A 24,374-nucleotide genomic window follows, 5' to 3' on the forward strand; every position below is an offset into this window, starting at 1 on the left:
AAATAGTAAAAATCGATGTAATGTATTGACAAATAATGCTTATAAATCTACAATTATAATTGATAATTATTATCAATTATAATTGTAGATAAAATGACATAGAGGTTATAAAAATGAAAAAATATACACAAATATAATAAAATAATGGGGTGAGATAGAATAATGAATACAATGATTGGAGTTTTAATACCCCTTATGGGGACTACATTAGGTGCTGCTTGCGTTTTTATAATGAAAAAAGAAATTAATGCATTAGTAAATAAAGGTTTACTTGGCTTTGCTTCAGGTGTAATGATTGCTGCTTCTGTATGGTCATTAATAATACCCGCCATTAATATGAATAGTAATATGGGGAAATTAGCTTTTGCACCAGCTGCAATAGGAATTCTTGTAGGTATTGGATTTATGCTTATATTAGATATGATTATTCCTCACTTGCATTATAATAATGATAAACCAGAAGGATTAAAAAGTGAAAAAATAAAAAAAACAACTATGCTCGTATTAGCAGTTGCTCTTCATAATATACCAGAGGGAATGGCAGTGGGGGCCATATTTGCAGGAGTAATAAGTCAAGAAAGCACAATAACTATGGCTGGAGCATTTGTACTTTCAATAGGAATAGCAATTCAAAATTTTCCAGAAGGAGCTATAATTTCCATGCCATTAAGAAGTGAAGGTGTGAGTAAATCAAAATCATTCTTTTATGGATTTTTATCTGGTGTAGTAGAGCCTATTGGTGCAGTATTAACTATTTTATTTTCAACAACTATTCAACCTTTAATGCCATATCTTTTATCTTTTGCTGCTGGAGCCATGATTTATGTAGTTGTAGAAGAACTAATACCAGAAGCATCTGCTGGAGAACATTCTAATATAGGAACTATTGGTTTTTCGATAGGTTTTGTAATAATGATGATTTTAGATGTAGCCTTAGGGTAATAGAGGGGCTATAAACTTTAGTTGACAAAGAGTTTTATAATACTTATATATAAAAGATATCATTATATTGTTATAATGATATCTTTTATTATGTGTGAAAAGTTCAAATTTAAAGATAATGTATTTGTACTAGAAGGTTTAGTCCAACAATTTGGAAATAGTACAAAAAAGATATGCTTAAATATTATATATTTTTAAAATATGATTTTTAAATTCATTTATAACTTTTGAACTTATATTATTTTTATTCCATCCCATATAAATACATTTATAACCAATATCTTCTTCTATATTTAATATTGAAATTTCATTTGTATTTATCATGGGTGTATTTGGAACTATAGTGATTCCTGCACCAGCAGCTACTAATCCAACTAACATGCCTGCTTCACTTGGTTGTACAGATACTTTTGGAGTATAATCAATAAATTTAGTATAAGAAATTCCTTTATTACTACAACCTTTATCGTAAACTACGAATAATTCATCTTTTAGTTCTGATAGAGAAACTTCAGTTTTATTTGAAAGATGATGTGATTTTGGTGTTACTAAAACATATTTTTGCTTACTAACTAATATAGCTTCAAGCTCAGGATAATTATTTATATAACTAATATCATCAAAAAATCCCAAATCAGTTTTTCTAGTGCTAAGATTATTTAATATTTTTTTTACAGAAGTATTGTTAAATTTAAACTTAATATCTGATTGTATTTCAAGAAAGCTACTAATTATAAAAGGAATAAAGCTACTTCCAACACATTCAGTATAGGAAAGAGAGATATTTTTCTCCTTGTCATTTTTCATATATTTTAACTCTTCAATGCCTTTTTCTATATCGCTTAATGCTAGTTTAGCATAATTTAAAAATACTTCTCCAAATCTAGTAATTTCTATATTTCTACCATTTTTTTCGAAAAGCGGCACATCTAATTCTTCTTCTAGTTTAGAAATAGCCTTACTAAGTGTAGGTTGTGTTACTGACAATAAATTAGAAGCAGTCGTAAAGTTTTTGGTTTTTGCAATGGTTATAAAATATTCTAAATGTTGTAGGTTCATAATTGTTCTCCTTAAAAATAAAAAATTAATTTTAATATATAACTAAAAGTTATAGTTATATAAATAATAGCCATTAGACCTTTTTAATATTATAGTGATATAATAACAATATGCTGATTAAAAATCTAGGTAAATTAGTAATTAATTATAAATTATTTTTATATGTTTTATGATAAAATTATTAATTTATTAAAAAGAGTAAAAATGTTGGAGGTTAGAAAATGTTTAATGTAGATAAAGAAAAATGTATAGGATGTACTCAATGTATAAAAGACTGTCCAGTAAATGATATTTTTATAGAGAATAATAAAGCTAATATAAAAAATCAAGCTTGTATGAAATGTGGTCATTGTGTAGCAGTCTGTCCAACTATGGCAATTTCAACGGATGATTATAATATGGATGATGTTGTTGAATATGAAAAGGAAAGTTTTGAAGTAGAATCTGAAAATCTATTAAATTTTATAAAATTTAGAAGAAGTGTGAGAAACTTTAAAAATAAAGAAATTGAAAAAGAAAAAATAGAAAAAATAATAGAAGCAGGTAGATTCACACAAACAGCAACTAATAGTCAAGATGTTTCTTACACTGTTGTTACTAATAAAATAGAAGCATTAAAAGAATTAGCATTTGAAAGTTTAAATAAAAAAGGTGAATATATTCTTAATAATTTAACTCCTGAAACAGAATATTTAAAAAGATATGCTACTTTATGGACTAATTTTTATAAAGCATACAAAGAAGATCCAATTAAAAATGATAAATTATTTTTTAATGCACCAGTAGTAATAATTGTGACTGCTAATAATGAGTTTAATGGAGCAATAGCTTCTTCAAATATGAATCTTATGGTAGATGCTTTAGGTCTTGGAACTTTTTATAGTGGATTTTTAAAAGTAGCATCTGAAAATAATAAAGAAATATTAGATTTACTAGAGATAAAAGATAATAAAAAGATTGCTGCATGCATGGTTGTAGGATATCCTAATGTTAAATATAAAAGAACAGCTCCAAGAAAAGAAGCAGAGATAAATTGGATATAAAATATTAATCTTATCCTTTTATATTTAGTATAAATATTGTGTTTCATATTATATAATAAGATATAAGTAAAGATATAAAGGAGAATAATATGAAATATACTAAAGAAGAAATAGATATAATAAGTGAAAAAATAGTAGAAATGCTAAAAGAAAAAGAAGAAATGAGAATAGGAAAGATAGCAAAGGTTCTTATACACTCAAATTTAGTTAATTCTAGTTATGAAGTTGATAAAGTACTTAAATATAGAAAAGATTTATTTGTAAGTCCAAAGATGGGAATTTGGAGACTTGTAGAAAGTGAATAAAATTTATAAATATAGATAAGAGCTGTAAATAATTTATTTACAGCTCTTATCTATATTTATACAATAAAAAGTATAAGACAAAATATGGTAAAAGGGGAAATTATGATGGATAATAAAAGAAAAAGGGTTAGAAAGCCTGATTGGTTTAAAGTTACGTATGATAGTGAAGTAGGTAGTATAGGAAAAATGATGGAAGACGATTCGTTGCATACAGTGTGTAAAGAAGCAAATTGTCCTAATAGGGGTGAATGTTATAAAAAAAGAACAGTAACATTTATGATAATGGGGAATCAATGTTCTAGGAATTGTAAATTTTGTAATGTAACCAATGGTGAACCTACACATTTAGATCCATTGGAGCCTTTGCATGTTGCCGAGTCAGCTAAAAAATTAAACTTAAAGCATGTGGTTATAACAAGTGTTACTAGAGATGATTTAGAAGATGGTGGAGCAAATCATTTTGCAAAAACCATTGAAGAGGTTAAAAAATTAAATCCGGGTGTGACTATAGAAGTCCTTATTCCGGATTTAAAAGGGGAAGATAAAAATTTAGATATAATAATAAATGCAAAGCCTGATGTTATTAATCATAATATGGAAACCATAGAGCGATTATATGAAAAAGTTAGACCAGAAGCTCTTTATGAAAGATCTTTATATGTATTAAAATATGTAAAGGAAAAGGCACCAGAAATTCTTACTAAAACTGGGATTATGGTAGGCCTTGGAGAAAAAGATGAAGAGATATATAAGCTTATGGATGATGTTTTACAAGTAGGATGTGATATTTTTACCATAGGTCAATATTTACAACCAAGTAGAAAACATGTAGATGTGGAAGAATATGTTTCACTTGAGAAATTCGAAGAATATAGAAAAATTGGAGTGGAAAAAGGATTTAGATTTATAGCAAGTAGTCCATTAGTTAGAAGTTCTTATAAGGCTGCAGAGGCATTGGAAACTAAAGTAGTAGAGAGGGGATAATATATGGTTTATATAAATAGTAACTCAACTAGTCCATATTTTAACTTTGCATTGGAAGAATATTTAATGACTGAGAAGGGTTTTGGCGATGATGAAATATTTTTATTTTGGAGAACTAATCCTACAGTAATGATTGGAAGATATCAAAATACATACTGTGAAATTAATGAAAAATATGTAAAAGAAAACAATATAAACGTAGTAAGACGTAATTCTGGTGGAGGTACTATTTACACTGATATGGGGGCTTGGCAATTTACGTTTATAGAAAAAAATCATAAAGAAAATGGTATTTCTTTTGGTAAGTTTACAGAGCCAATTGTAAACGCTCTTAGACAAGAAAATATTGATGCACATTTTAATAGCAGAAATGATTTGTTAATAGGAAATAAAAAGTTTTCTGGAAATGCACAATATAGAAAAGATGAGACTATGTTGCACCATGGATCTATCTTATTTAATACAGATATTAAAGCAATGGTTGAAAGTATAACTGTGGCAGAAGATAAAATTATAGCAAAGGGTATAAAATCTGTTAGAGAAAGAGTAATAAATATTAGTGAAGTAATGGATAAAAATATTACTAGTGAAAACTTTAGAGATATTATGTTAAAAAGTTTGTTAAAAGATAGCAAAGTCTACACTCTTACTGATGAAGATGTTGAAACTGTAAATAAAATCAAGGAAGAAAAATTTGAATCATGGGACTGGAATTATGGTAAAAATCCAGTATTTAATATTAATAGATGGAAAAGATTTGATGGTGGAAGAGTAGATTTTAAACTTGATATTAAAAAGGGGATAATCAAAAATTGTGTTATAGAAGGTGATTTTTTCCTAAGTGGTGATATTTCTAATGTTGAAAATGCTTTTATTGATTGCAAATATGTTAGAGATGACATATGCAAACTTTTAGAAGAGCTTAATATAGATACATATTTTTATAAAATTACAAAAGAAGATTTACTTGAATGCATAATTGATTAGGAGGAAAAGTAAAATGACAGAACAATTTAAAGTACTAAATAATGGTATAAAAATACCTTCAATAGGTTTTGGAACTTATAAATCAGGAAGTGACGAGGAAACTGAAAAAATAGTGAAATATGCTTTAGAAGTTGGATATAGACAAATTGATACAGCATCATTTTATGGAAATGAAGTAGGTGTAGGTAATGGAATAAAAGCTAGTAAAGTAAATAGAGAAGATATATTTCTTGTTACTAAACTTTGGAATGAGGACCATGGATATGAAAAAACAATAAAGGCTTTTAATAAATCCTTAGAAAATTTACAAGTAGATTATATTGATTTATACCTTATTCATTGGCCAAATAAGTTAAATAATGAAACATGGAAGGCTTTTGAAGAGCTTTATGAAAGTGGGAAAATAAAAGCCATAGGTGTTTGTAATTTTAAACAAAATCACTTGGAAGAATTAATAAAAAATGCAAAAATAAAACCAATGGTAAATCAAGTTGAAATGCATCCAGCTAATCAGAAAAATGAGTTATTAGAGTACTGTAATAAAAATGAAATTCAGCTAATTGCTTGGAGTCCAATAATGAGAGGGAAAATATTTGATAATGAATTTATGATAAGTTTATCTCAAAAATATAATAAATCCATAGCTCAAGTAGTGTTAAGATGGCATACACAAAGAGGAATTATTCCTATACCAAAATCATCAAATAAAAGTAGAATAAAAGAAAACTTAGATATTTTTGATTTTGAAATATGTGAAGAAGATATGATAAAAATAGATTTATTAGATGAAGGATATGATGCTTCTGTAACAGGAGTTCCAGAAAATACAACTTATCTTGAAGTAGAGTAGTTTCTGTATAAAATATAACACAAAATAGATTTGTATATAGTATGAAAATATGTTTAATGGCTGTGATTATGAAATCACAGTCATTTTTTTGATTTATAAAACAATTTATGGACGAACTTGATTTTGGGTTTTGAATTTAAAGAGGAATCCTTATATATTTGTTTAACAACGTTTTCTTGACGCTTTATAATTGAAAAAAATTTATTGAAAATGTGTTAAAAACAATGTGATAATTGAATTTATAAAATATATGAAGAAGATGTCTAAAATATGTCTAAAATTAGAAGATTTAGAAAATTTAAAAAAATTGTTGACCTTTTATGAATACAAACCTATAATCTATATTAAAATTGAAATTTTAGGAGGGAACACACGATGAGGGGGAAATTTAAGAAATTATTAGTATGTTTTTGCTCGTTATTAATGGCATTTTCTTTAGTAGCTTGTAGTGGATCAAATGATTCAGCATCTGATGGAACTACAGTTACTTTGGCAAAAGAATTAGATGTTATATCTATGGATTCAAGTTATGCTACAGATGGTTCATCATTAGAGGCAATTCATGCTACAGTTGATGGATTATTGACAGTAGATGCAAATGGAAACATTATTCCTGCATTAGCTAAAGATAAAGCAAAGGTAAGTGAAGATGGATTAACATATACTTACGAATTAAGAGATGCTAAGTGGGATAATGGAACACCAGTAACTGCAAATGATTTTGTGTATGCTTGGCAAAGAACAGCTTCAAGAGCTGATGCAGAATACAATTATTTATATGGTGAAGGCGGAGCATGTATTGCTAATGCAGATGACATTATTGCAGGAGAAAAGAAAGCAAGTGAATTGGGAGTAAAGGCTATAAATGATACTACTTTAGAAATAACACTTTCTAAGCCTTGTGCATATTTTGAAAGTTTAATGTCTTTTCCAGTATTTTATCCAATTAATGAAGCCTTTGCACAAGAAAAAGGTGATCAATTTGCTTTAACACCTGAAAATATGCTTGCTTGTGGTGCTTACAAGATGACTAGCTGGGAGACTGGAAGCAAATATGTTTTAGAAAAAAACGAATCTTACTATGATGCAGATGTGGTTAAAGTTGATAAGTTAGTATTTAATGTTGTAAAAGATTTATCAAGTTCTGCTTTAGCATTTGAAAGTGGAGATGTTAATTTCACAAAATTAAATAAAGATTTGGTAGATAAATACAAAGATACAGATGAATATTCAGAAGTATTAGAAGGATATTTATGGTACTTCCAATACAACTATGCAAATAAATATTTAGCAAATGATAATATTAGAAAAGCTATCTCATTGGCAATTGATAAAGAAGATTTAGTAAATAATGTATTAAAAGATGGATCTATTGTTGCAAAAGGTTTTGTTCCTACTGCACTAGCAACAGGCCCAGATGGAAAAGATTATAGAGAAACAGCTGATTCTTATATGGGTACAAATATAGATGAAGCTAAAAAATGTTGGGAAGCTGGATTAAAAGAATTAGGAGTAGATTCAATTAATATTTCTATGCTATTTGACAATGCAGACCCTGCAAAATCTGCAGCTGAATATCTACAATCAAGTTTACAATCAACGCTTGATGGGTTAACTATTGAAATGGTAGCTCAAGAAAAGAACAATCGTATTGAAATGCAGAAAAAACGTGATTTTGATATTTCATTAACTCGTTGGGGACCTGACTATGCTGACCCTACTACATATCTTTATTTAATGACTACTGGTAACTCTTACAACTATGGAGATTACACAAGTAAAGAATATGATAAGAAAATAAAAGAAGCTAGTAATGAACAAGATGCAGAGGCTAGATGGCAATTATTAAAAGATGCTGAAGCAATTTGTATGAAAGATTATGCTGTTGCTCCTATTTTCCAAGTTGGTGGAGCTAGTTTAATAAGCAAAAATATAAAAGGAATTGAAAGTCATGCTGTTGGTGTTCCATATATTTATAAAAATATTGAAGTAATTAAATAATAGAAATCAAGTATTATATCTAAACACATTGTGGTTTTTAACCATAATGTGTTTGTTTATTAGTAAATAGAAAGTAGGGGAATTTATGGACAAATCAACGTTTAAATATATTGCTAAGCGATTAGCAATGTCAGCGGTTACACTTATGATTATAGTATTTGTGTTATTTGTAATGCTTAAACTTATGCCAGGTACACCTTTCAATGATGAAAAATTAACAGAAGCACAAAAAGCTTTAATATATGCTAAATATGGATTCGATAGACCTATATGGCAACAGTTCGTAAGTTATTTTAAACAGATGTTAAGTGGGGACTTTGGGATTTCTTATGGTATTTCAAGAAATCTTCCAGTATCAAGTCTTGTTAGGCCACGTATACCTATTAGTTTTGGTATAGGATTTGCTGCTGTAATATTAGGTACTATTGTAGGAATTTTGTTGGGGATTTTTGCAGCTCTTCGTCGTAATACAATTTGGGATTCTATATCTACAGTAATTGCAGTTCTTGGTGTTAGTATTCCATCTTTTGTATTATGTTTAGTTTTACTTATTGCCTTTGGAGTAAAGATGCCTGTACTACCAATATTGTATAATTCCTCAGACCCAATAAAATCTTCAATTATACCAGTAATTGCACTTTCTTTTTCTGTAATTGCCAACGTAGCAAGATTTACAAGAAGTGAGATGATTGAAGTACTTGGAAGTGATTATATGCTTTTGGCAGAGTCAAAAGGATTAGATAAAAAAACATTAATAAGAAAACATGCATTAAGAAATACACTTATTCCTGTAATTACAGTTTTAGCACCGATTATAGTTGCTTTGATGACGGGGAGTATGGTAATTGAACAAATATGTGGTATTCCAGGTCTTGGAAGTTTATTAGTGCAATCAATAACTGTAAATGACTATAATGTTACAATAGCAGTAGCGTTTATATATAGTGTTATGTATATTGTAATGATGTTAATCGTTGATATTTTATATGGAATAATAGATCCTAGAATTAGATTAGGAAAGGAGAGCAGCAATGATTAATGAAACTTATGAATTTCAAAATGATGATTTTCAGTTTGTTGGAGATAAGCATGATATTAATAAAGATGAAGTTATGCCAGATGCTCCTTTTTGGAAAGATGTAATAAATCGTTTTATTGATAATAAAGGAGCTATGATTGGTAGTATATGTATTTTAATTATTGTTGTCCTTGCAATTATATGTCCTATAATGAGCAACTATGAATTTGATAAAGTATCTACCAAGGAACAATCAATGGCTCCGAGAGTTCCTGTTTTGGAGAACATTGGCATACTTGATGGAGAAGCCAACTCTATAAATAAATATGATAATGATGAGTTTAAAGATACATATCACTATTTTGGAACAGATACACTAGGACGTGATTTATGGACTCGCGTATGGTCGGGTGCTCGTATTTCGCTATACGTAGCTGTTGCAGCTGTATTTATTGATATTTTTATTGGAATGTTATATGGACTTATTAGTGGTTATTTTGGAGGGGTTGTAGATAATGTTATGCAGCGTCTTCAAGAAATTATAAATAGTATTCCCACTTTAGTTATTTTAGTATTATTAATGTTAGTGTTTAAACCTTCTTTATATACAATTATTTTAGCCTTAATGCTAACGGGGTGGATTGGGATGGCTCGTATTACGAGAGCTCAAGTCTTAAAAGTCAAAGAACAAGAATTTATTTTAGCATCTAGAACACTTGGAGCTGGTGACTTCTTTATAATATTTAAGGAGGTTCTTCCTAATATATTTGGACAAATAATTATTATGTCTATGTTTTCCATACCAAATGCTATATTTTATGAAGCTTTTCTAGCTTTTATTGGGCTAGGTATACCAGCACCTACTGCTTCACTAGGAACGCTTATTAATGAAGGTTATAAATCTATTTTAGTATCTCCTTATATGGTTGTTATTCCAGTTGTTATCCTTGCTATATTGATGTTAAGTTTTAACCTTTTGGCTGATGGACTAAGAGATGCTTTTGATCCAAAGATGAAAGAAATGTAGGTGTTATTATGAAAAAACAAAGAGTATTAAAAATTAGAGATCTTTCTATTTCTTTTAAAACAGGAAGAGGGATGATAGATGCCATTCGTGGTATAAGATTAGATTTATTTAAAGGTGAAACTTTAGCTATTGTTGGAGAATCTGGTTCTGGTAAATCTGTAACAACAAAAGCAATTATGGGTAATATAAGCTCAAATGGTGTAATTAAAAGTGGCTTAATTGAGTTTACATATGATAAAGAAAATGACGGTAACTTAGTTGTTGAAGATATAGTTAAATTAAGTAAAAAAGAGATGGGGAAAAATATTTGTGGCCGTCGTATTGCTATGGTGTTTCAAGATCCTATGACAAGTTTGAATCCTACTATGACAATAGGAAAACAGGTGATGGAAGCTATGATATATCATCATCATTTATCAAAAGAAGAAGCTTTTAATAAAGCAGTAAGATTACTAGAGGAAGTTGGAATTACAGAGGTTAAGAAACGTATGAAAAATTATCCTCATCAATTAAGTGGTGGTATGCGTCAAAGAGTCGTTATTGCTATTGCATTAAGCTGTGAGCCTGAGTTATTGATTTGTGATGAGCCTACAACAGCCTTAGATGTTACAATACAGGCTAAGATTCTTGAATTAATAAAGAAAATTCAAGCAGAAAGAAACTTATCAGTAATATACATTACACATGATTTAGGAGTTGTAGCAAAGGTAGCTGACTATGTAGCTGTTATGTATGCTGGAAAGATTGTTGAGAAGGGACAAATAGAGGAGGTATTTTATAATCCAAAACATCCTTATACTTGGGGCTTATTAAGTGCTATGCCTGATTTAGACACAGATGATAATGAATTATATACTATCCCAGGAACTCCTCCCAATCTTACACAAAAGATAGAAGGTGAAGCTTTTGCTCCTAGAAATCTTTATGCTTTAAATATTGATTATCGTAAAGAATCTCCTATGTTTAATGTGGGAGGAACACATCGTGTGGCAAGTTGGCTGTGTCATGAAGATGTGCCAAAAACTGAAATGCCAAAATCTTTACAGAAACGCCTACTTAAAATGAGAAGGGAGGCTGGGCTAAATGAGTAATGTGGAACCTTTATTAGTAGTAGAAAATCTAAAACAGTATTTTAAAGTTAATCGTAAATTTACAGTAAAAGCAGTAGATGGAATTTCTTTTAAGATATATCCAGGAGAGACTTATGGACTTGTTGGAGAATCTGGTTCGGGAAAATCTACAACAGGACGTAGTATAATAAGATTATATAAACCAACATCAGGCAATATAATATTCAATGGAGAAAATATATCAGGAAAAATGAGTAATGATGAGCTTAAGGTACTTAGAACTAAGATGCAAATGATATTCCAAGATCCTATGGCATGTTTGAATCCAAGAAAAAAAGTATTAGATATTATTGGAGAAGGACTAGATATTCATAAAATGTATTCTTCTAAAGAAGAGCGTGACGAAAAAGTGTATAGTATATTAGAAAAAGTAGGATTAAGCAGAGATCATGCGTCTAGATATCCCCACCAATTTTCTGGAGGACAAAGACAACGTATTGGAATTGCACGAGCTTTAATTATGGATCCGGATTTAATTATAGCAGATGAGGCTATATCTGCTCTGGATGTTTCTATACAAGCTCAGGTTGTAAATCTTATGAAAAAGATTCAAAAAGAAACAAATACAGCTTATTTATTTATAGCTCATGACCTTAGTATGGTTAAGTATATATCTGATCGTATAGGAGTTCTTCATTTAGGTTATCTTGTGGAAACAGGGACCACAGAGGAAATATTTTCAAATCCTATTCATCCCTATACTAGGTCCTTATTAAGTGCTATTCCTTCACCAAATCCATTAGTGGAAAAAAATCGTACTACATTTAGCTACGATGCAAAAGAAGAGGGAGTAGATTATTCAAAAGGTAGAGAATATTTAATTGAAGGTACACATACGGTTTTGGCAACAGAAAAAGAACTGGCTCAGTGGATGAAAAAAGATAAAGAATTGGCAAGATAGTAATAAGAACTTAGTTATTAAATATTTAGGGGTGTAACATTTTTGTTACACCCCTAAATATATTGTATGAGCAGAAATAGTAATAATGATAGTTTATCACATAGCTATGAAGTAAGTTAATTATATGGTAAAATTATTATCATCAAATATTAAGAAAATTATTTTAAAATAGATTTAAAATAAGGAAGGATTGAAATGAAAAAAATATTAGTATTAGCAGAAAAGCCTTCAGTTGGAAGGGATATTGCTAGAGTATTAAATTGTAATAAAGATAAAAATGGATATATAGAAGGAAATGAATATATAGTAACTTGGGCATTAGGACATCTGGTAACACTTGCAGACCCTGAAAGTTATGGAGAAAAGTACAAGTCTTGGAAAATGGAAGACCTGCCAATAATTCCTCCAAAACTAAAAACTGTAGTTATTAAAAAGACATCTAAACAATTTAACACAGTAAAATCACAGTTAAACAGAGAGGATGTTTGCGAAATAGTTATAGCAACAGATGCAGGAAGAGAAGGTGAACTTGTTGCCAGATGGATAATAGAAAAAGCTCATGTAAAAAAACCAATTAAACGTCTTTGGATTTCATCAAGTACGGACAAAGCAATAAAAGAAGGTTTTGAAAAATTAAAAGACGGAAGGGCTTATAATAATTTATATTATTCAGCTATAGCAAGAGCAGAAGCTGATTGGTTTGTGGGAATAAATGGGACTCGTGCTCTTACTACAAAATATAATGCTCAACTTTCTTGTGGTAGAGTTCAAACTCCAACTTTAGGAATGATTTTAAAAAGAGAAGAAGAAATAAGAAAATTTGTACCAAAAGAATACTACTCAATAGAAATTTATACTAAAAAAGGAAGTACTAATTTTAAAATGAATTGGGTAGATAAAAATAACAATACAACTTCTTTTAATGAAGAAAAAATAGAAAATATAGCAAAAAAATTAAATAATAAAGAAATTAAAATTATAGACATTAAAAAAGTGGATAAGAAAAGATACTCTAAGCCACTATATGACTTAACTGAATTACAAAGGGATGCAAATAAGAGATTTGGTTTTAGTGCAAAAGAAACACTATCAATTATGCAAAAACTTTATGAACATCACAAAGTTCTTACATATCCAAGAACTGATTCTAGATATTTAACTACAGATATAGTTGAAACATTAAAAGACAGAGTAAAGGCAGTTAATGTAAGTGATTATTCAAAAGTTTGTAATAAATTATTAAAAACCAATATAAAAGGAAACAAATCATTTGTAGATAATTCAAAGGTTAGTGATCACCATGCAATCATACCAACAGAAGAAAGAGTATTTCTTGGTGATTTAAGTGATAAAGAAAGAAAAATTTATGACTTAGTAGTAAAAAGATTTTTAAGTGTACTTTGTCCTCCATTTGAATATATGGAAACAACTATTACAGGAGAGTGCCAAGGTGAAAGTTTTAGAGTAAAAGGAAATAAAGTAGTTAATCTTGGATTTACAGAAGCTTATGGTGATGATGAAGAGGAAAAATTAGATAAAATACCAGAAATACTAGTAAATGACGTACTTCAAATTGAAGAATTAAAAATTAAAACTGGAAAAACTAATCCACCTTCATACTTAAATGAAGGAACCTTACTTACAGAAATGGAGAAAAATAATTTGGGAACAGTTGCTACTAGAGCAGACATAATCGAAAAATTATTTAATTCTTTCTCAGTAGAAAAGAAAAATAATAAAGACATTCATATAACTTCTAAAGGAAGACAGCTTTTAGATTTAGCACCAGAAAAATTAAAAACTCCATCCCTTACAGCAGAGTGGGAGAAAAAACTTACAGATATATCAAATGGAAAAGCAAATAAAGATGCTTTTATAGAAGATATAAAATCTTATACTAAAGAAATAGTAAAAGATATAAATAAAAGTGATAGCAAGTTTAAGCATGACAATTTAACTAAAAACAAATGTCCTAATTGTGGTAAATTTATGCTTGAAGTTAATGGAAAAAAAGGAAAGATGCTTGTTTGTGAAGATAGAGAGTGTAACACAAGAAAAACAGTAGCACAAATAACAAACTCTAGATGTCCTAATTGTCATAAAAAATTAGAGCTTAGAGGAGAGGGTGAAAATAAAACATTTGCATGTGTATGTGGATACAGAGAAAAACTATCTGCCTTCAACAAAAGAAAACAAGAAGAAAAACAAAAAGGATCGAAGAAAGATATACAAAAATATTTAAAAAATCAAAATAAAAATGAAGAAAGTTTCAATAATCCATTTGCTGAAGCTTTAGCAAAATTGAAAAAGTAAATTAGTAAAAGAAAAAATGGGTAAATAGTATTTGGGAAATTAAAAAATCTATGTAATATGAGCAAAAGAGGTGTGAGTATGAGTAATTTGAGTACAAGGGCCTTAGCTATAATAGAAATATTGAAAAAGTTAAATCATCCTGTAAGTAGTTTAGCTTTAAGTGAAGAGATTGGATGTTCAACAAAAACAATTCAAAGTGAAATTAAAGATATTAATAAACAACTAAAGGATACGAAAATAATTTCTATTAGGGGAGTAGGTTATAAAATAGAAGGAAAAATTGATGTATGTGAATATAACAACAATACTTTAGGGAACATAGATAGAATTGAATTTATAATTAAAACAATGCTCAACTTAAATTTACAAGAAGAAAAAAGTATTAAGTTGGAAGAGCTAGCAGATGCTATGTTTATTAGTGTTTCTTCTGTAAAAAATGATCTAAAAGAAGCAAAAGAAGTTTTAAGCAAATATAATATAAATATTGTATCTAGACATAAACATGGATTAGGTGTCGAAGCCAATGAATCAGAAGTTATAAGGTGTATAATTGACTTATGTTCTAGAAAAGATAATGAATTAACATTGCAAGATTTTTTAACTGAAGATGTAAACAATAAAGTATTTAACTTGAGAAACGAAATATTAAAATACTTAAACAATGAAGATTTAATTTTAAGTGATATAGAATTTAAAAATTTATGTAGTACAATTTTTATTAGACTAAGCCGAAATAATTACAAGGATTATGATAAGTTTATTAAAAATTATATAAAAGAATATAAAATTAAACGTGAAGCAATAATGAATGATAATGTGAATAAAGAAAAAATAACTAAAGCAATTGCTTCATTTTGCAAAAATTTAAAATTAGCTACGGCTATAGATATTAGTAAAGATGAGTTTTTTATGGAGTGTTTATATAATCATATAAATAATTTGATTAAAAAAGATAAGCTGGGAATTTGTAACTATAATGTGGTAAATAATGATGTGAAAATTAAATATCCTTATGCTTATGAGCTTGCCAAAATAGCTAAAAAAACCATAGAAAATGAGCTGGATTTGAAAATTGGAGAGGATGAAGTATCCAATATTGCTGTTCATGTTGGAGGAGCAGTAGAGCGATATTCAAGTAATAAAAAAAGAAAAGTATTTAAGGTTATTATTGTTTGTGCATCTGGGGCTGGTACTTCTATGTTAATAAATACCAAACTACAGCAATTATTTAAAGGCAGAATAGAAATAGTAAAAATTATTCCTTCTTATTTAATTGAGTATATAGATCCTGCTGTGGTAGATTTTTTAATATCAACAATGCCTTTGGAGTACAACAAAATACCTGTTATTAATGTATCTCCATTTTTAACTGAAAAAGAAATTAAAATAATAGAAAAATTCATGGATACAGGATATGTTTATGAAGATGTAAATGTGAAAGACTTCTTTGACAGAAACTTATATTTTACAGATTTGAATTGTAAAAGTAAAGAAGAAGTTTTAGATTTTATGAGTGATGCATTATTAAAAAAAGACATAATTGATGAAGAAATGAAAAAATCCTATTTTGAAAGGGAGAAAATTGCCACAACAGAAATAGGGAATATGGTTTCAATGCCTCATGGATCTAAAGGTAATATAAAAGAGAACAAAATAGTTGTGGGTATTTTAAAAGAACCTATAGATTGGGAGTATGGAAAAGTTAGACTTGTAATAATGCTAGCATTAAATAACGAAAAAATACTTGACTATGAACAAGTATTTTCAAATATCTATAATAAATTAGATACAACATCAAAAGTAGTGAATATTTGTGAAAACAAATCTTATGAAAAGTTTATAAAACTGTTTTAAGCAACTGACCTATTTGAAGTGGCTAAAACAGACAAAGTCAAATTTCTCTTTTAATTAAGAGAAATTTTTTGCCTTTTTGAAGAAAGCCTTTTCATGTATCCTAGTCATAGGATACAAAAGTAATTTAAAGGACAAAATAATATATACGAAAAATAAAGGAGGAAATAAAGTGATATACACTGTAACCTTAAATCCATCTATAGATTATGTTATTAATCTTGAACATTTAAATACAGGACATGTAAACCGAGTAAATAGTGAACATGTATATCCAGGAGGAAAAGGAATAAATGTTTCAAGGATATTGAAAACTTTAGGACATGAGAATGTGGCTACTGGATTTGTGAGTAATTTTACAGGAGACTTTATAATAAACTCTTTATCTGATTTAAGTGTTAAATCAGATTTTATAAAATTAGATAATGGATTTACTAGAATCAATGTAAAAATAAAGAGTGATGAAGAAACTGAAATAAATGGTGGGGGACCACATATAAGTGATGAAAAACTTAAAAAATTATTTGATAAATTAAGTGAATTAAAAGAAGGAGATATTTTAGTTCTTGCTGGAAGTATTCCATCAACTTTAAAAGAAGACTTATACGAAAAAATAATGGAACATGTAAAAATAAATAATGTGAAAGTTGTAGTTGATGCAACTAAAAATTTACTTTTAAATGTATTAAAATATAATCCATTTTTAATAAAACCAAATAATCATGAGTTGGAAGAAATATTTAATGTAAAACTAGAAAGCATAGATGATATAGTAACTTATGGTAAAAAGCTTCAAGAAATGGGCGCTATGAATGTGCTAGTTTCAAGAGGAAAAGATGGTGCCCTTCTTATAACAGAAAATAAAGAAGTATTCATAAGTAATGTACCAAAAGGAAGTGTTGTAAATTCTGTTGGTGCTGGAGATTCTATGGTAGCTGGGTTTATATCTGGATATATAAGTAGTAATTCTTATGAAGAGGCTTTAAAACTAGGAGCTGCAAGTGGAAGTGCTACTGCATTTTCATCAGATTTAGCAAAGAAAGAACTTATTGATAAATTAATAAAAGACATAAATGTTGAGAGGAGATAAAAAATGAGGATAATAGATCTTATTAATAAAAATTCAGTGAAACTAAACTTAGTTTCAAAAAACAAATCAAGTGTAGTAGATGAACTAGTTGATTTGGTTAATAATAGTGGAAATTTAAATAATAAAAAAGAATATAAAGAAGCAATACTTGCTCGTGAAGAGTTAAGTACTACTGCCATAGGAGAAGGGGTAGCAATCCCTCATGCAAAAAACAAAGCAGTAAGTAAAGTTTGTATAGCTACTGGTATATCAAAAGAAGGAATAGATTACGAAGCATTTGATGATAGTTTATCTCATTTATTCTTTATGATAGCTGCACCAGACGGAGCTAACGATACTCATCTTGAAGTATTATCAAGACTATCAACAATACTAATGGATGAAAGTTTTAGAAATGATTTAATAAATGCATCTTCAGTAGATCAATTCTTAAATTTAATAAATGTAAAAGAAAAAGAAAAATTCCCAGTGGAAGAAAAAGCAAGTGGAGTAGTTGTAGAAGAAAAAAAATCTGATTTACCTACAATTCTTGCAGTTACAGCTTGTCCAACAGGAATAGCTCATACTTTTATGGCAGCAGAAAGTTTAAGTCAAAAAGCTGCAAATAAAGGAGTAAGCATAAAAGTTGAAACTAATGGTTCAGCAGGTGTTAAAAATGCTTTAACAAAAGAAGAAATAGAAAATGCAACATGTATAATTGTAGCAGCTGATAAAAATGTTGAAATGAACAGATTTAATGGTAAAAAAGTTATAATAACAAAAGTTGCAGATGGTATACACAAAGCAGATGAACTTATAGACAGAGCTGTTAAAGGTGATGCTAAAATTTTTCAGGGTTCTCAAGGGAATGATACACAAGAAGCATCAAATGAAAAAGAAAGTATAGGAAGACAATTTTACAAACATCTAATGAATGGTGTATCTCACATGTTACCATTTGTTGTTGGTGGAGGAATACTTATAGCTTTAGCTTTCCTATTTGATGATTACACAATTAATCCAGCTAACTTTGGGATGAATACACCTGTTGCAGCATTCTTTAAAACAATAGGTGGCCAAGCATTTGGATTTATGTTACCAGTTCTTGCTGGATATATAGCAATGAGTATAGCTGATAGACCAGGTCTTGCAGTTGGTTTTGTTGGTGGGACTATAGCAAGTGCAGGATATACTTTTAACAATATTATGAATTTCTCTGATGCATCTCCAGTAAGTGCAGGATTCTTAGGTGCACTGCTTGCTGGTTTTGTTGGTGGATATTTAGTATTATTACTTAAAAAATTATTCTCTTATTTACCGGATGCTTTAGAAGGAATTAAACCAGTTTTATTATTCCCAGTGTTTGGAATACTTTTAATAGGATTAATAATGATAAGCTTAAATCCAATAGTTGGTTCTATAAATACATCACTGAACAACTTATTAGCTTCAATGAGTGGAACTAGTAAAATATTACTTGGAATGGTTCTTGGAGGAATGATGGCAATAGATATGGGTGGACCATTTAACAAAGCAGCATATGTATTTGGTACAGCTCAACTTACAGTAGTAAATGCAGGACCAGAACAATTTGCTATAATGGCAGCAGTTATGATAGGTGGTATGGTACCTCCTCTTGCAATAGCTCTTGCTACAACTTTCTTCAAAAATAGATTTAGCGAAAGTGAAAGAAAGTCAGGAATAGTAAACTATATAATGGGATTATCATTTATAACAGAAGGTGCTATTCCATTTGCAGCAGCAGATCCACTTCATGTCATACCTGCTTGTGTAATAGGTTCAGGTCTTGCTGGAGCTTTATCTATGGCATTTGGATGTGGACTAAGAGCTCCTCATGGAGGAATATTTGTACTTCCAACAATAATAAATCCTTTAATGTATCTTGTGGCATTGATAGCTGGTTCAGTAGTAGGAGCAATTTTACTTGCAATTCTTAAAAAGCCATTGGATAAAGTAAATTAAGTTTATTACTATAAATAAAATTAGATGATTTATAGTTATATGAAAATATAAGATAATTCATTATGAAAATAAAAAACACCTTTTAAAAGGTGTTTTTTATTGCGAAAATTTATAACTATTTATTTATCTAAATTGTTAAAAATAATTTCACCCTTAGCAATACTCATATAGCAGTTCATTTCTTCATCGAATAAAGCTATATCAGCATCTTTATCTATTTCTAAACTACCTTTTGTATTATGCATATTTATTGATTTAGCAGGATTTAGTGAAGCTAAATTAATTGCTTCATTTATAGATAAATTTGTGTTTTTCATAAAATTATATACAGCTTTATTTAAGTTTAAGACACTTCCAGCTAAGTTACCAGTAACCAGTCTTGCTGCGCCATCTTTTACGAAAACATCTTGACCACCTAAATCATATTTACCATCTGGCATACAACCAGCCCTCATACAGTCAGTTATTAATATTATTTTATCCTTGCCCTTGTTATTTAATACGAATTGAAATAGTTCTGGATTTACGTGAATATTATCGCAAATTATTTCACAGTAAACATCACTAGTAAGGGCTACTCCAACTACACCTATTTCTCTATGATTTAATGGTGTCATTGCATTAAATAAATGAGTTATATTTGATGCACCAAACTTTATGGCTAATTTAGCTTCTTCGTATGTGGCATTTGTATGAGCTATGGATAAAGTTATATCTGTTTTATCTTTTATTTCTTTTGTGAAATTAAAATTCTCATCAACTTCAGGAGAATAAGAGATTATTTTAATTACATCTATATAGTCTTCTATAAAAGTAAAGCTTGGTGCTTCTATAAACTTATTACTTTGAGCACCTTTATATTTACTATTTATAAAGGGACCTTCTAAATGAGCACCAATAATTTGTGCACCATCATATTTTATAGTCATAGATTCTCTTATTTTATCTAGAGCATCATAGATGTCCTCTTTTGACATAGTCATAGTAGTAGGTAAAAATGAAGTAACACCGTTTTTCTTAATAGCATTACCAATGGTTTTTATTGATGTTACAGATTTATCCATAACATCACAATTACAGCTACCATGAATATGTATATCAATAAGACCAGGACAAATGTATAAACCTTTTGCATCTATTATTTCTATGTTTTTTTCTACTTTGTCACAAAATCCTATAATTTTATCATTAAATAAAAGTATTTTATCTTCAATTACATTATTTTCTGTAACTATTTTACCATTAACAATAGCTTTCATAATTCACTCCCTAAATTTTAAATCTTCATAAAGTACAATCTCATATTGATGTTTATCACTAATAAATAAAGAGCTAGTATAATCTAAAACATCTTGGTATATACCAACTTTACGATTTAATTGTAGATAAAACAATTATAAAAATCAAGTTTGCGAAAAATATATACGGGTAAAATTATTTATATGATGATATAAAATATTTTATAGAATTATTGTTAATAATAAGTATTATTAATTATGAAAGGAAGAAAAAATGAAGAATTCATATTGGATTTTATCATCAGAAAAAAAGAAAAGCTATGAAAGTTTAAACAGTGATATAAACACCGATTATTTAATAGTAGGTGGTGGCATAGCTGGACTTACTATAGCTTATTTATTAGCTAAAGAAAATAAAAAAGTTACTATTGTAGAGGCGGATGAAATTGGATTTGGAGCATCAGGACGAAATACAGGAAAAGTAACTAGCCAACATGGACTTATATACTCAGCAATAGAAAAAGAATATTCTAGTGAAAAAGCTAGGCTTTATTATGATGCAAATGAGGAAGGATTAAAACTTATTGAAAGCATAATAAAAGAAAATAATATAGATTGTAATTTTAAAATAGTTCCAAGTTTTGTTTACACAGAAGAAGAAAAATATGTTAAAGATATAAAGAAAGAGTATGAAATTTGTAAAGAATTAAACATACCTTGCGAGTATATGAATTCTATTGAAGGAATTCCACTAAGTATTAAAGGAGCTTTATGTTTTAAGAATCAAGGTCAATTTAACCCTAAAAAATATGTGGATGCCTTAGGAAAAATAAATCATAAAATGGGTGTAAAAATTTACGAAAAAACTCCTGTGATTGATGTAAATATTGACGAAGAATGTTTAGTAAAATGTGCAAATAATAATGTTATTAGAGCAAAAAATTTAATAATAGCATCATGTAATGCTTGGTATGATGGATTAAGATTATTCTTTGCAAAAGAGGAAGCATCAAGATCTTATTTATTATGTGGAGAATTAAACAATGAAATATCAGAAGGAAATTATATTAGTGTAGAAATGCCAACTAGAACATTTAGAACTTGCAAAGATGATAAGGGAAGAAAGCTTTTAATAGCTGGAGGATATGATCATAAAACTGGAAAGTGTAATAAGGAGTGTGATAACTTCAAAGCCATAGAAGTTTTTGCAAAGGAAAATTTTCATTTGAAAGAGATTATAGCAGATTGGTCTACTCAAGATTATGTTTCTCTAGACAAGATACCATATATGGGAAGAATAAATAACGAAAAAAATAATGTGTATATTATAACAGGAACCTGTAAATGGGGTCTTAGTAATAGTAGTGTAGGTGCTATTTTAATTAAAGATTTAATAATTAAAAATCATTCTAAATACGAAGACTTATACAATCCAAGTAGATTAAAAAGCTATTTAAATGTTAAGTTTTTAGAAACTAATATGGAAGTTGCATTTGACTATATAAAAGGTAAATTTATATCAGGAAGTAGTGAATTACCTAATAAAGATGAAGGAAAAATAATAAGTATAAATGGAAAAAGATATGGAGCATATAGAGATAAGAATAACCATTTATATATAGTAGATATTACTTGTACTCACTTAGGTTGTGAACTTCGCTTTAATAGCGGAGAAAAAACATGGGATTGTCCTTGCCATGGAAGTAGATTTTCTTATAAGGGAGAAGTTATAAATGGACCAGCTTTAAGACCGCTAAAGACTTATGATGAAGAAAAAAACAAAATTGATCCTAAAATATTATAATTAGTAAGGTCTATACAGTATGAAAAAAATAAATATACTAAAATGGTTAAATATACTACTTTGCCTATTTTATGGTTTATCTGTAGTTTATTTAATATTTGCTAAAAAATATAATTATGCAGCTATTTGTACAGGATGTATTATGTTGACTTATATACTTAGATTAGCAAATAAAAAATTTGATTACTTATTTAATGATATGCTAATAATAATGCTTGATTTATTTATATTATTTTCTCTTGTTCTTGGAACTTCCTATGGATTATATAAAATAAATCATTATGATGACATACTACATATATGGTCTGGAGCCATTGGAAGTATGGTTGCATATACAATTATTAATGTATATACAAAAAACGAAGATAGGAAAAATATAAAAAAAGTTTTTTTCTTCATCTTTATTTCTATGTTTAGTTTAGCTATAGTAGGTTTATGGGAGATTTTGGAATTTACTTTGGATTTGTTATTTAAAATAAACTGTCAGGCTGGCGGTTTAAATGACACAATGATAGATATGGTAGATGGTTTAATTGGAACAGTAATGATTACTCCTTTTTTATTGCATAAATTATAAAAATATTTTAAAATTCATAAAAATTTCATATTACTTTCCATTTCTATTCACACAAAAAATATTATATGTTGTAATATATAATTAAGAAATAAATTTAGGAGGATCCAAATGTCTCAAGATAAACTAAACAAAGAAAATGAAATAATAGATAATGTAGAAACTACAGAAGAGACTGTAGATCATTCACATAAAGAGGATAGTGAAGAAAAGAAAAGTAAATTAAAAAAGTACATAGGAGGTAAAAGAGGTAAAACGATTTTATCTATGCTATTTGTAGGGATTGTAGGAATGGGAGCAGGTATTTATGTAGGAATGGATATGGGAAGAACATTACCAGCTACTCATAAATCTTATAATAAATCACAAGTATTGGCAACTGTTGGGGACGTTAAAATAACAGGCGAAGATTTTGCAAAAAAAATGGAACCATACTTTTACTACCAAGGATTAAAAAAATTATCAAATGAAGAAATTGAATCTCAAGAAGCTAGCACAATAAATTATATGACAAATCTAGAAGCATTATATAAAGCGGGAAAAGAAGCCAAGATTACGGTAACTGATGATGAAGTGGAGAATAACTATTCTGAAACTATGTCATCAATTGAGTCATCATTTAATTTAACAGAGGATGTATATTTAAGCAAGTTTAATCTGACTAAAGACTATATGAAAGAAAGTCTAAAAAAAGAAATGATAGCAACCACATATCTGCAAGAAAATTCTAAAGTAAGTGAAAAAGAAGCCCAAAATTATTATAATAATAATAAAGAAGATTTCTTTCAAATAAAAGCATCTCATATATTGATTAGTAATTATGATGAAAGTGGGAAAGAATTAAGTGATGATAAAAAGAAGGAAAATAAACAATTGGCAGAAAAACTACTTAAAAGAGCATTAAATGGAGAAAACTTTGATGATTTAGCCCTTGAATACTCTAATGACTCTAATGCTAGTAGTGGTGGTGATTTAGGATATTTTAGTAAAGGACAAATGGATGAAAACTTTGAAGAAGCAGCATTTTCTTTAAAGACAAATGAAATTTATCCTAAAGTAGTGGAAACAAATTATGGATATCATATTATTAAAAAGACAGGAGAGAAATATAGTGATTTTGATGATGTAAAAGAATCTCTTATAGAGACTTTAAGTAATGATAAGCAAAGTACACTATTAGAAGACGCTTTAGAAAAATATGATGTTAAAATAAATATGTAATATTAAAAATTTCAATTTAATATAATCAAAAACAGACATTATAATTAAAGGCTCCTTTTTTACAAAGGAGCCTT

The 24,374-nt window shown here is 28.5% G+C and carries 20 protein-coding genes; 18 read left to right on the plus strand and 2 right to left on the minus strand.

The window, feature by feature from the left end; genetic code table 11:
• The first annotated feature begins 162 nt into the window (after positions 1–162).
• Complete coding sequence (locus TVTCOM_RS06280; RefSeq protein WP_434798995.1) at positions 163–942, plus strand: ZIP family metal transporter; 780 nt, start codon at positions 163–165, stop codon at positions 940–942.
• 177 nt (positions 943–1,119) lie between these two features.
• On the opposite strand, the gene TVTCOM_RS06285 is transcribed toward TVTCOM_RS06280, so the two are convergent.
• Complete coding sequence (locus tag TVTCOM_RS06285) at positions 1,120–2,001, minus strand: LysR family transcriptional regulator (RefSeq protein WP_434798996.1); 882 nt, start codon at positions 1,999–2,001, stop codon at positions 1,120–1,122.
• Between the two features lie 221 nt (positions 2,002–2,222).
• Here TVTCOM_RS06285 and TVTCOM_RS06290 point away from each other — a divergent pair, with 221 nt between their 5' ends.
• From TVTCOM_RS06290 to TVTCOM_RS06355, 14 genes are all read left to right on the plus strand, one after another.
• Entirely contained in the window at positions 2,223–3,044 is an 822-nt protein-coding gene (locus tag TVTCOM_RS06290) for a nitroreductase family protein (RefSeq protein ID WP_434798997.1), read from the plus strand.
• A gap of 89 nt (positions 3,045–3,133) precedes the next feature.
• Positions 3,134–3,349: a hypothetical protein gene (locus tag TVTCOM_RS06295; RefSeq protein ID WP_434798998.1), complete on the plus strand. Its 216-nt coding sequence runs from the start codon at positions 3,134–3,136 to the stop codon at positions 3,347–3,349.
• 105 nt (positions 3,350–3,454) lie between these two features.
• On the plus strand, positions 3,455–4,333 hold the full coding sequence (gene lipA, locus TVTCOM_RS06300) for a lipoyl synthase (RefSeq protein WP_434798999.1): 879 nt from the start codon (positions 3,455–3,457) through the stop codon (positions 4,331–4,333).
• Between the two features lie 3 nt (positions 4,334–4,336).
• Entirely contained in the window at positions 4,337–5,320 is a 984-nt protein-coding gene (locus TVTCOM_RS06305) for a lipoate--protein ligase (protein WP_434799000.1), read from the plus strand.
• Positions 5,321–5,333: 13 nt separating this feature from the next.
• Entirely contained in the window at positions 5,334–6,170 is an 837-nt protein-coding gene (locus TVTCOM_RS06310; RefSeq protein WP_434799001.1) for an aldo/keto reductase, read from the plus strand.
• Between the two features lie 375 nt (positions 6,171–6,545).
• Positions 6,546–8,171 carry a peptide ABC transporter substrate-binding protein gene (locus tag TVTCOM_RS06315; protein WP_434799002.1) on the plus strand — a complete coding sequence of 542 codons (1,626 nt, stop codon included), beginning with the start codon at positions 6,546–6,548 and terminating at the stop codon, positions 8,169–8,171.
• A gap of 85 nt (positions 8,172–8,256) precedes the next feature.
• A complete protein-coding gene (locus TVTCOM_RS06320; RefSeq protein ID WP_434799003.1) occupies positions 8,257–9,210 on the plus strand; it encodes an ABC transporter permease in 954 nt (317 codons plus the stop codon).
• A complete protein-coding gene (locus TVTCOM_RS06325; protein WP_434799004.1) occupies positions 9,203–10,216 on the plus strand; it encodes an ABC transporter permease in 1,014 nt (337 codons plus the stop codon). Before TVTCOM_RS06320 ends, TVTCOM_RS06325 begins: the two co-directional genes overlap by 8 nt.
• 8 nt (positions 10,217–10,224) lie before the next feature.
• Positions 10,225–11,307, plus strand: a complete 1,083-nt coding sequence (locus TVTCOM_RS06330) for an ABC transporter ATP-binding protein (RefSeq protein ID WP_434799005.1) — start codon at positions 10,225–10,227, stop codon at positions 11,305–11,307.
• Position 11,308: 1 nt separating this feature from the next.
• Positions 11,309–12,247 (plus strand): ABC transporter ATP-binding protein, encoded by a 939-nt coding sequence (locus TVTCOM_RS06335; RefSeq protein ID WP_434799722.1) that lies wholly within the window; start codon positions 11,309–11,311, stop codon positions 12,245–12,247.
• A 195-nt stretch (positions 12,248–12,442) separates the two neighbouring features.
• Positions 12,443–14,560 (plus strand): DNA topoisomerase III, encoded by a 2,118-nt coding sequence (locus TVTCOM_RS06340; RefSeq protein WP_434799006.1) that lies wholly within the window; start codon positions 12,443–12,445, stop codon positions 14,558–14,560.
• Positions 14,561–14,638: 78 nt separating this feature from the next.
• Positions 14,639–16,414: a BglG family transcription antiterminator gene (locus TVTCOM_RS06345; protein WP_434799007.1), complete on the plus strand. Its 1,776-nt coding sequence runs from the start codon at positions 14,639–14,641 to the stop codon at positions 16,412–16,414.
• A 169-nt stretch (positions 16,415–16,583) separates the two neighbouring features.
• On the plus strand, positions 16,584–17,501 hold the full coding sequence (gene pfkB / locus TVTCOM_RS06350) for a 1-phosphofructokinase (protein WP_434799008.1): 918 nt from the start codon (positions 16,584–16,586) through the stop codon (positions 17,499–17,501).
• A 3-nt stretch (positions 17,502–17,504) separates the two neighbouring features.
• Positions 17,505–19,463, plus strand: a complete 1,959-nt coding sequence (locus TVTCOM_RS06355; RefSeq protein WP_434799009.1) for a PTS fructose transporter subunit IIABC — start codon at positions 17,505–17,507, stop codon at positions 19,461–19,463.
• A 119-nt stretch (positions 19,464–19,582) separates the two neighbouring features.
• On the opposite strand, the gene nagA is transcribed toward TVTCOM_RS06355, so the two are convergent.
• On the minus strand, positions 19,583–20,722 hold the full coding sequence (gene nagA / locus TVTCOM_RS06360) for an N-acetylglucosamine-6-phosphate deacetylase (RefSeq protein WP_434799010.1): 1,140 nt from the start codon (positions 20,720–20,722) through the stop codon (positions 19,583–19,585).
• Positions 20,723–20,975: 253 nt separating this feature from the next.
• On the opposite strand from nagA, the gene TVTCOM_RS06365 reads away from it, so the two are divergent.
• The 3 genes from TVTCOM_RS06365 to TVTCOM_RS06375 all read left to right on the plus strand — a co-directional run bounded on the left by TVTCOM_RS06365 (position 20,976) and on the right by TVTCOM_RS06375 (position 24,300).
• Entirely contained in the window at positions 20,976–22,505 is a 1,530-nt protein-coding gene (locus TVTCOM_RS06365; protein WP_434799011.1) for an FAD-dependent oxidoreductase, read from the plus strand.
• Between the two features lie 19 nt (positions 22,506–22,524).
• On the plus strand, positions 22,525–23,082 hold the full coding sequence (locus tag TVTCOM_RS06370; protein ID WP_434799012.1) for a hypothetical protein: 558 nt from the start codon (positions 22,525–22,527) through the stop codon (positions 23,080–23,082).
• A gap of 108 nt (positions 23,083–23,190) precedes the next feature.
• Positions 23,191–24,300: a peptidylprolyl isomerase gene (locus TVTCOM_RS06375; protein WP_434799013.1), complete on the plus strand. Its 1,110-nt coding sequence runs from the start codon at positions 23,191–23,193 to the stop codon at positions 24,298–24,300.
• Positions 24,301–24,374 lie beyond the last annotated feature (74 nt).

The organism is Terrisporobacter vanillatitrophus (assembly GCF_051148895.1).
In the GTDB taxonomy this organism is placed as follows: Bacteria; Bacillota; Clostridia; order Peptostreptococcales; family Peptostreptococcaceae; genus Terrisporobacter; species Terrisporobacter vanillatitrophus.

Bases quoted from the DNA above. Each gene is read 5' to 3' on its own strand.
- TVTCOM_RS06365 (WP_434799011.1), top strand. From the start codon at position 20,976: ATGAAGAATTCATATTGGATTTTATCATCAGAAAAAAAGAAAAGCTAT.
- TVTCOM_RS06285 (WP_434798996.1), bottom strand. From the start codon at position 2,001: ATGAACCTACAACATTTAGAATATTTTATAACCATTGCAAAAACCAAA.
- TVTCOM_RS06290 (WP_434798997.1), top strand. From the start codon at position 2,223: ATGTTTAATGTAGATAAAGAAAAATGTATAGGATGTACTCAATGTATA.
- TVTCOM_RS06320 (WP_434799003.1), top strand. From the start codon at position 8,257: ATGGACAAATCAACGTTTAAATATATTGCTAAGCGATTAGCAATGTCA.
- TVTCOM_RS06370 (WP_434799012.1), top strand. From the start codon at position 22,525: ATGAAAAAAATAAATATACTAAAATGGTTAAATATACTACTTTGCCTA.
- TVTCOM_RS06325 (WP_434799004.1), top strand. From the start codon at position 9,203: ATGATTAATGAAACTTATGAATTTCAAAATGATGATTTTCAGTTTGTT.
- lipA (WP_434798999.1), top strand. From the start codon at position 3,455: ATGGATAATAAAAGAAAAAGGGTTAGAAAGCCTGATTGGTTTAAAGTT.
- nagA (WP_434799010.1), bottom strand. From the start codon at position 20,722: ATGAAAGCTATTGTTAATGGTAAAATAGTTACAGAAAATAATGTAATT.
- TVTCOM_RS06295 (WP_434798998.1), top strand. From the start codon at position 3,134: ATGAAATATACTAAAGAAGAAATAGATATAATAAGTGAAAAAATAGTA.
- TVTCOM_RS06340 (WP_434799006.1), top strand. From the start codon at position 12,443: ATGAAAAAAATATTAGTATTAGCAGAAAAGCCTTCAGTTGGAAGGGAT.
- TVTCOM_RS06280 (WP_434798995.1), top strand. From the start codon at position 163: ATGAATACAATGATTGGAGTTTTAATACCCCTTATGGGGACTACATTA.
- TVTCOM_RS06330 (WP_434799005.1), top strand. From the start codon at position 10,225: ATGAAAAAACAAAGAGTATTAAAAATTAGAGATCTTTCTATTTCTTTT.
- TVTCOM_RS06345 (WP_434799007.1), top strand. From the start codon at position 14,639: ATGAGTAATTTGAGTACAAGGGCCTTAGCTATAATAGAAATATTGAAA.
- TVTCOM_RS06315 (WP_434799002.1), top strand. From the start codon at position 6,546: ATGAGGGGGAAATTTAAGAAATTATTAGTATGTTTTTGCTCGTTATTA.
- TVTCOM_RS06310 (WP_434799001.1), top strand. From the start codon at position 5,334: ATGACAGAACAATTTAAAGTACTAAATAATGGTATAAAAATACCTTCA.
- TVTCOM_RS06355 (WP_434799009.1), top strand. From the start codon at position 17,505: ATGAGGATAATAGATCTTATTAATAAAAATTCAGTGAAACTAAACTTA.
- TVTCOM_RS06375 (WP_434799013.1), top strand. From the start codon at position 23,191: ATGTCTCAAGATAAACTAAACAAAGAAAATGAAATAATAGATAATGTA.
- TVTCOM_RS06305 (WP_434799000.1), top strand. From the start codon at position 4,337: ATGGTTTATATAAATAGTAACTCAACTAGTCCATATTTTAACTTTGCA.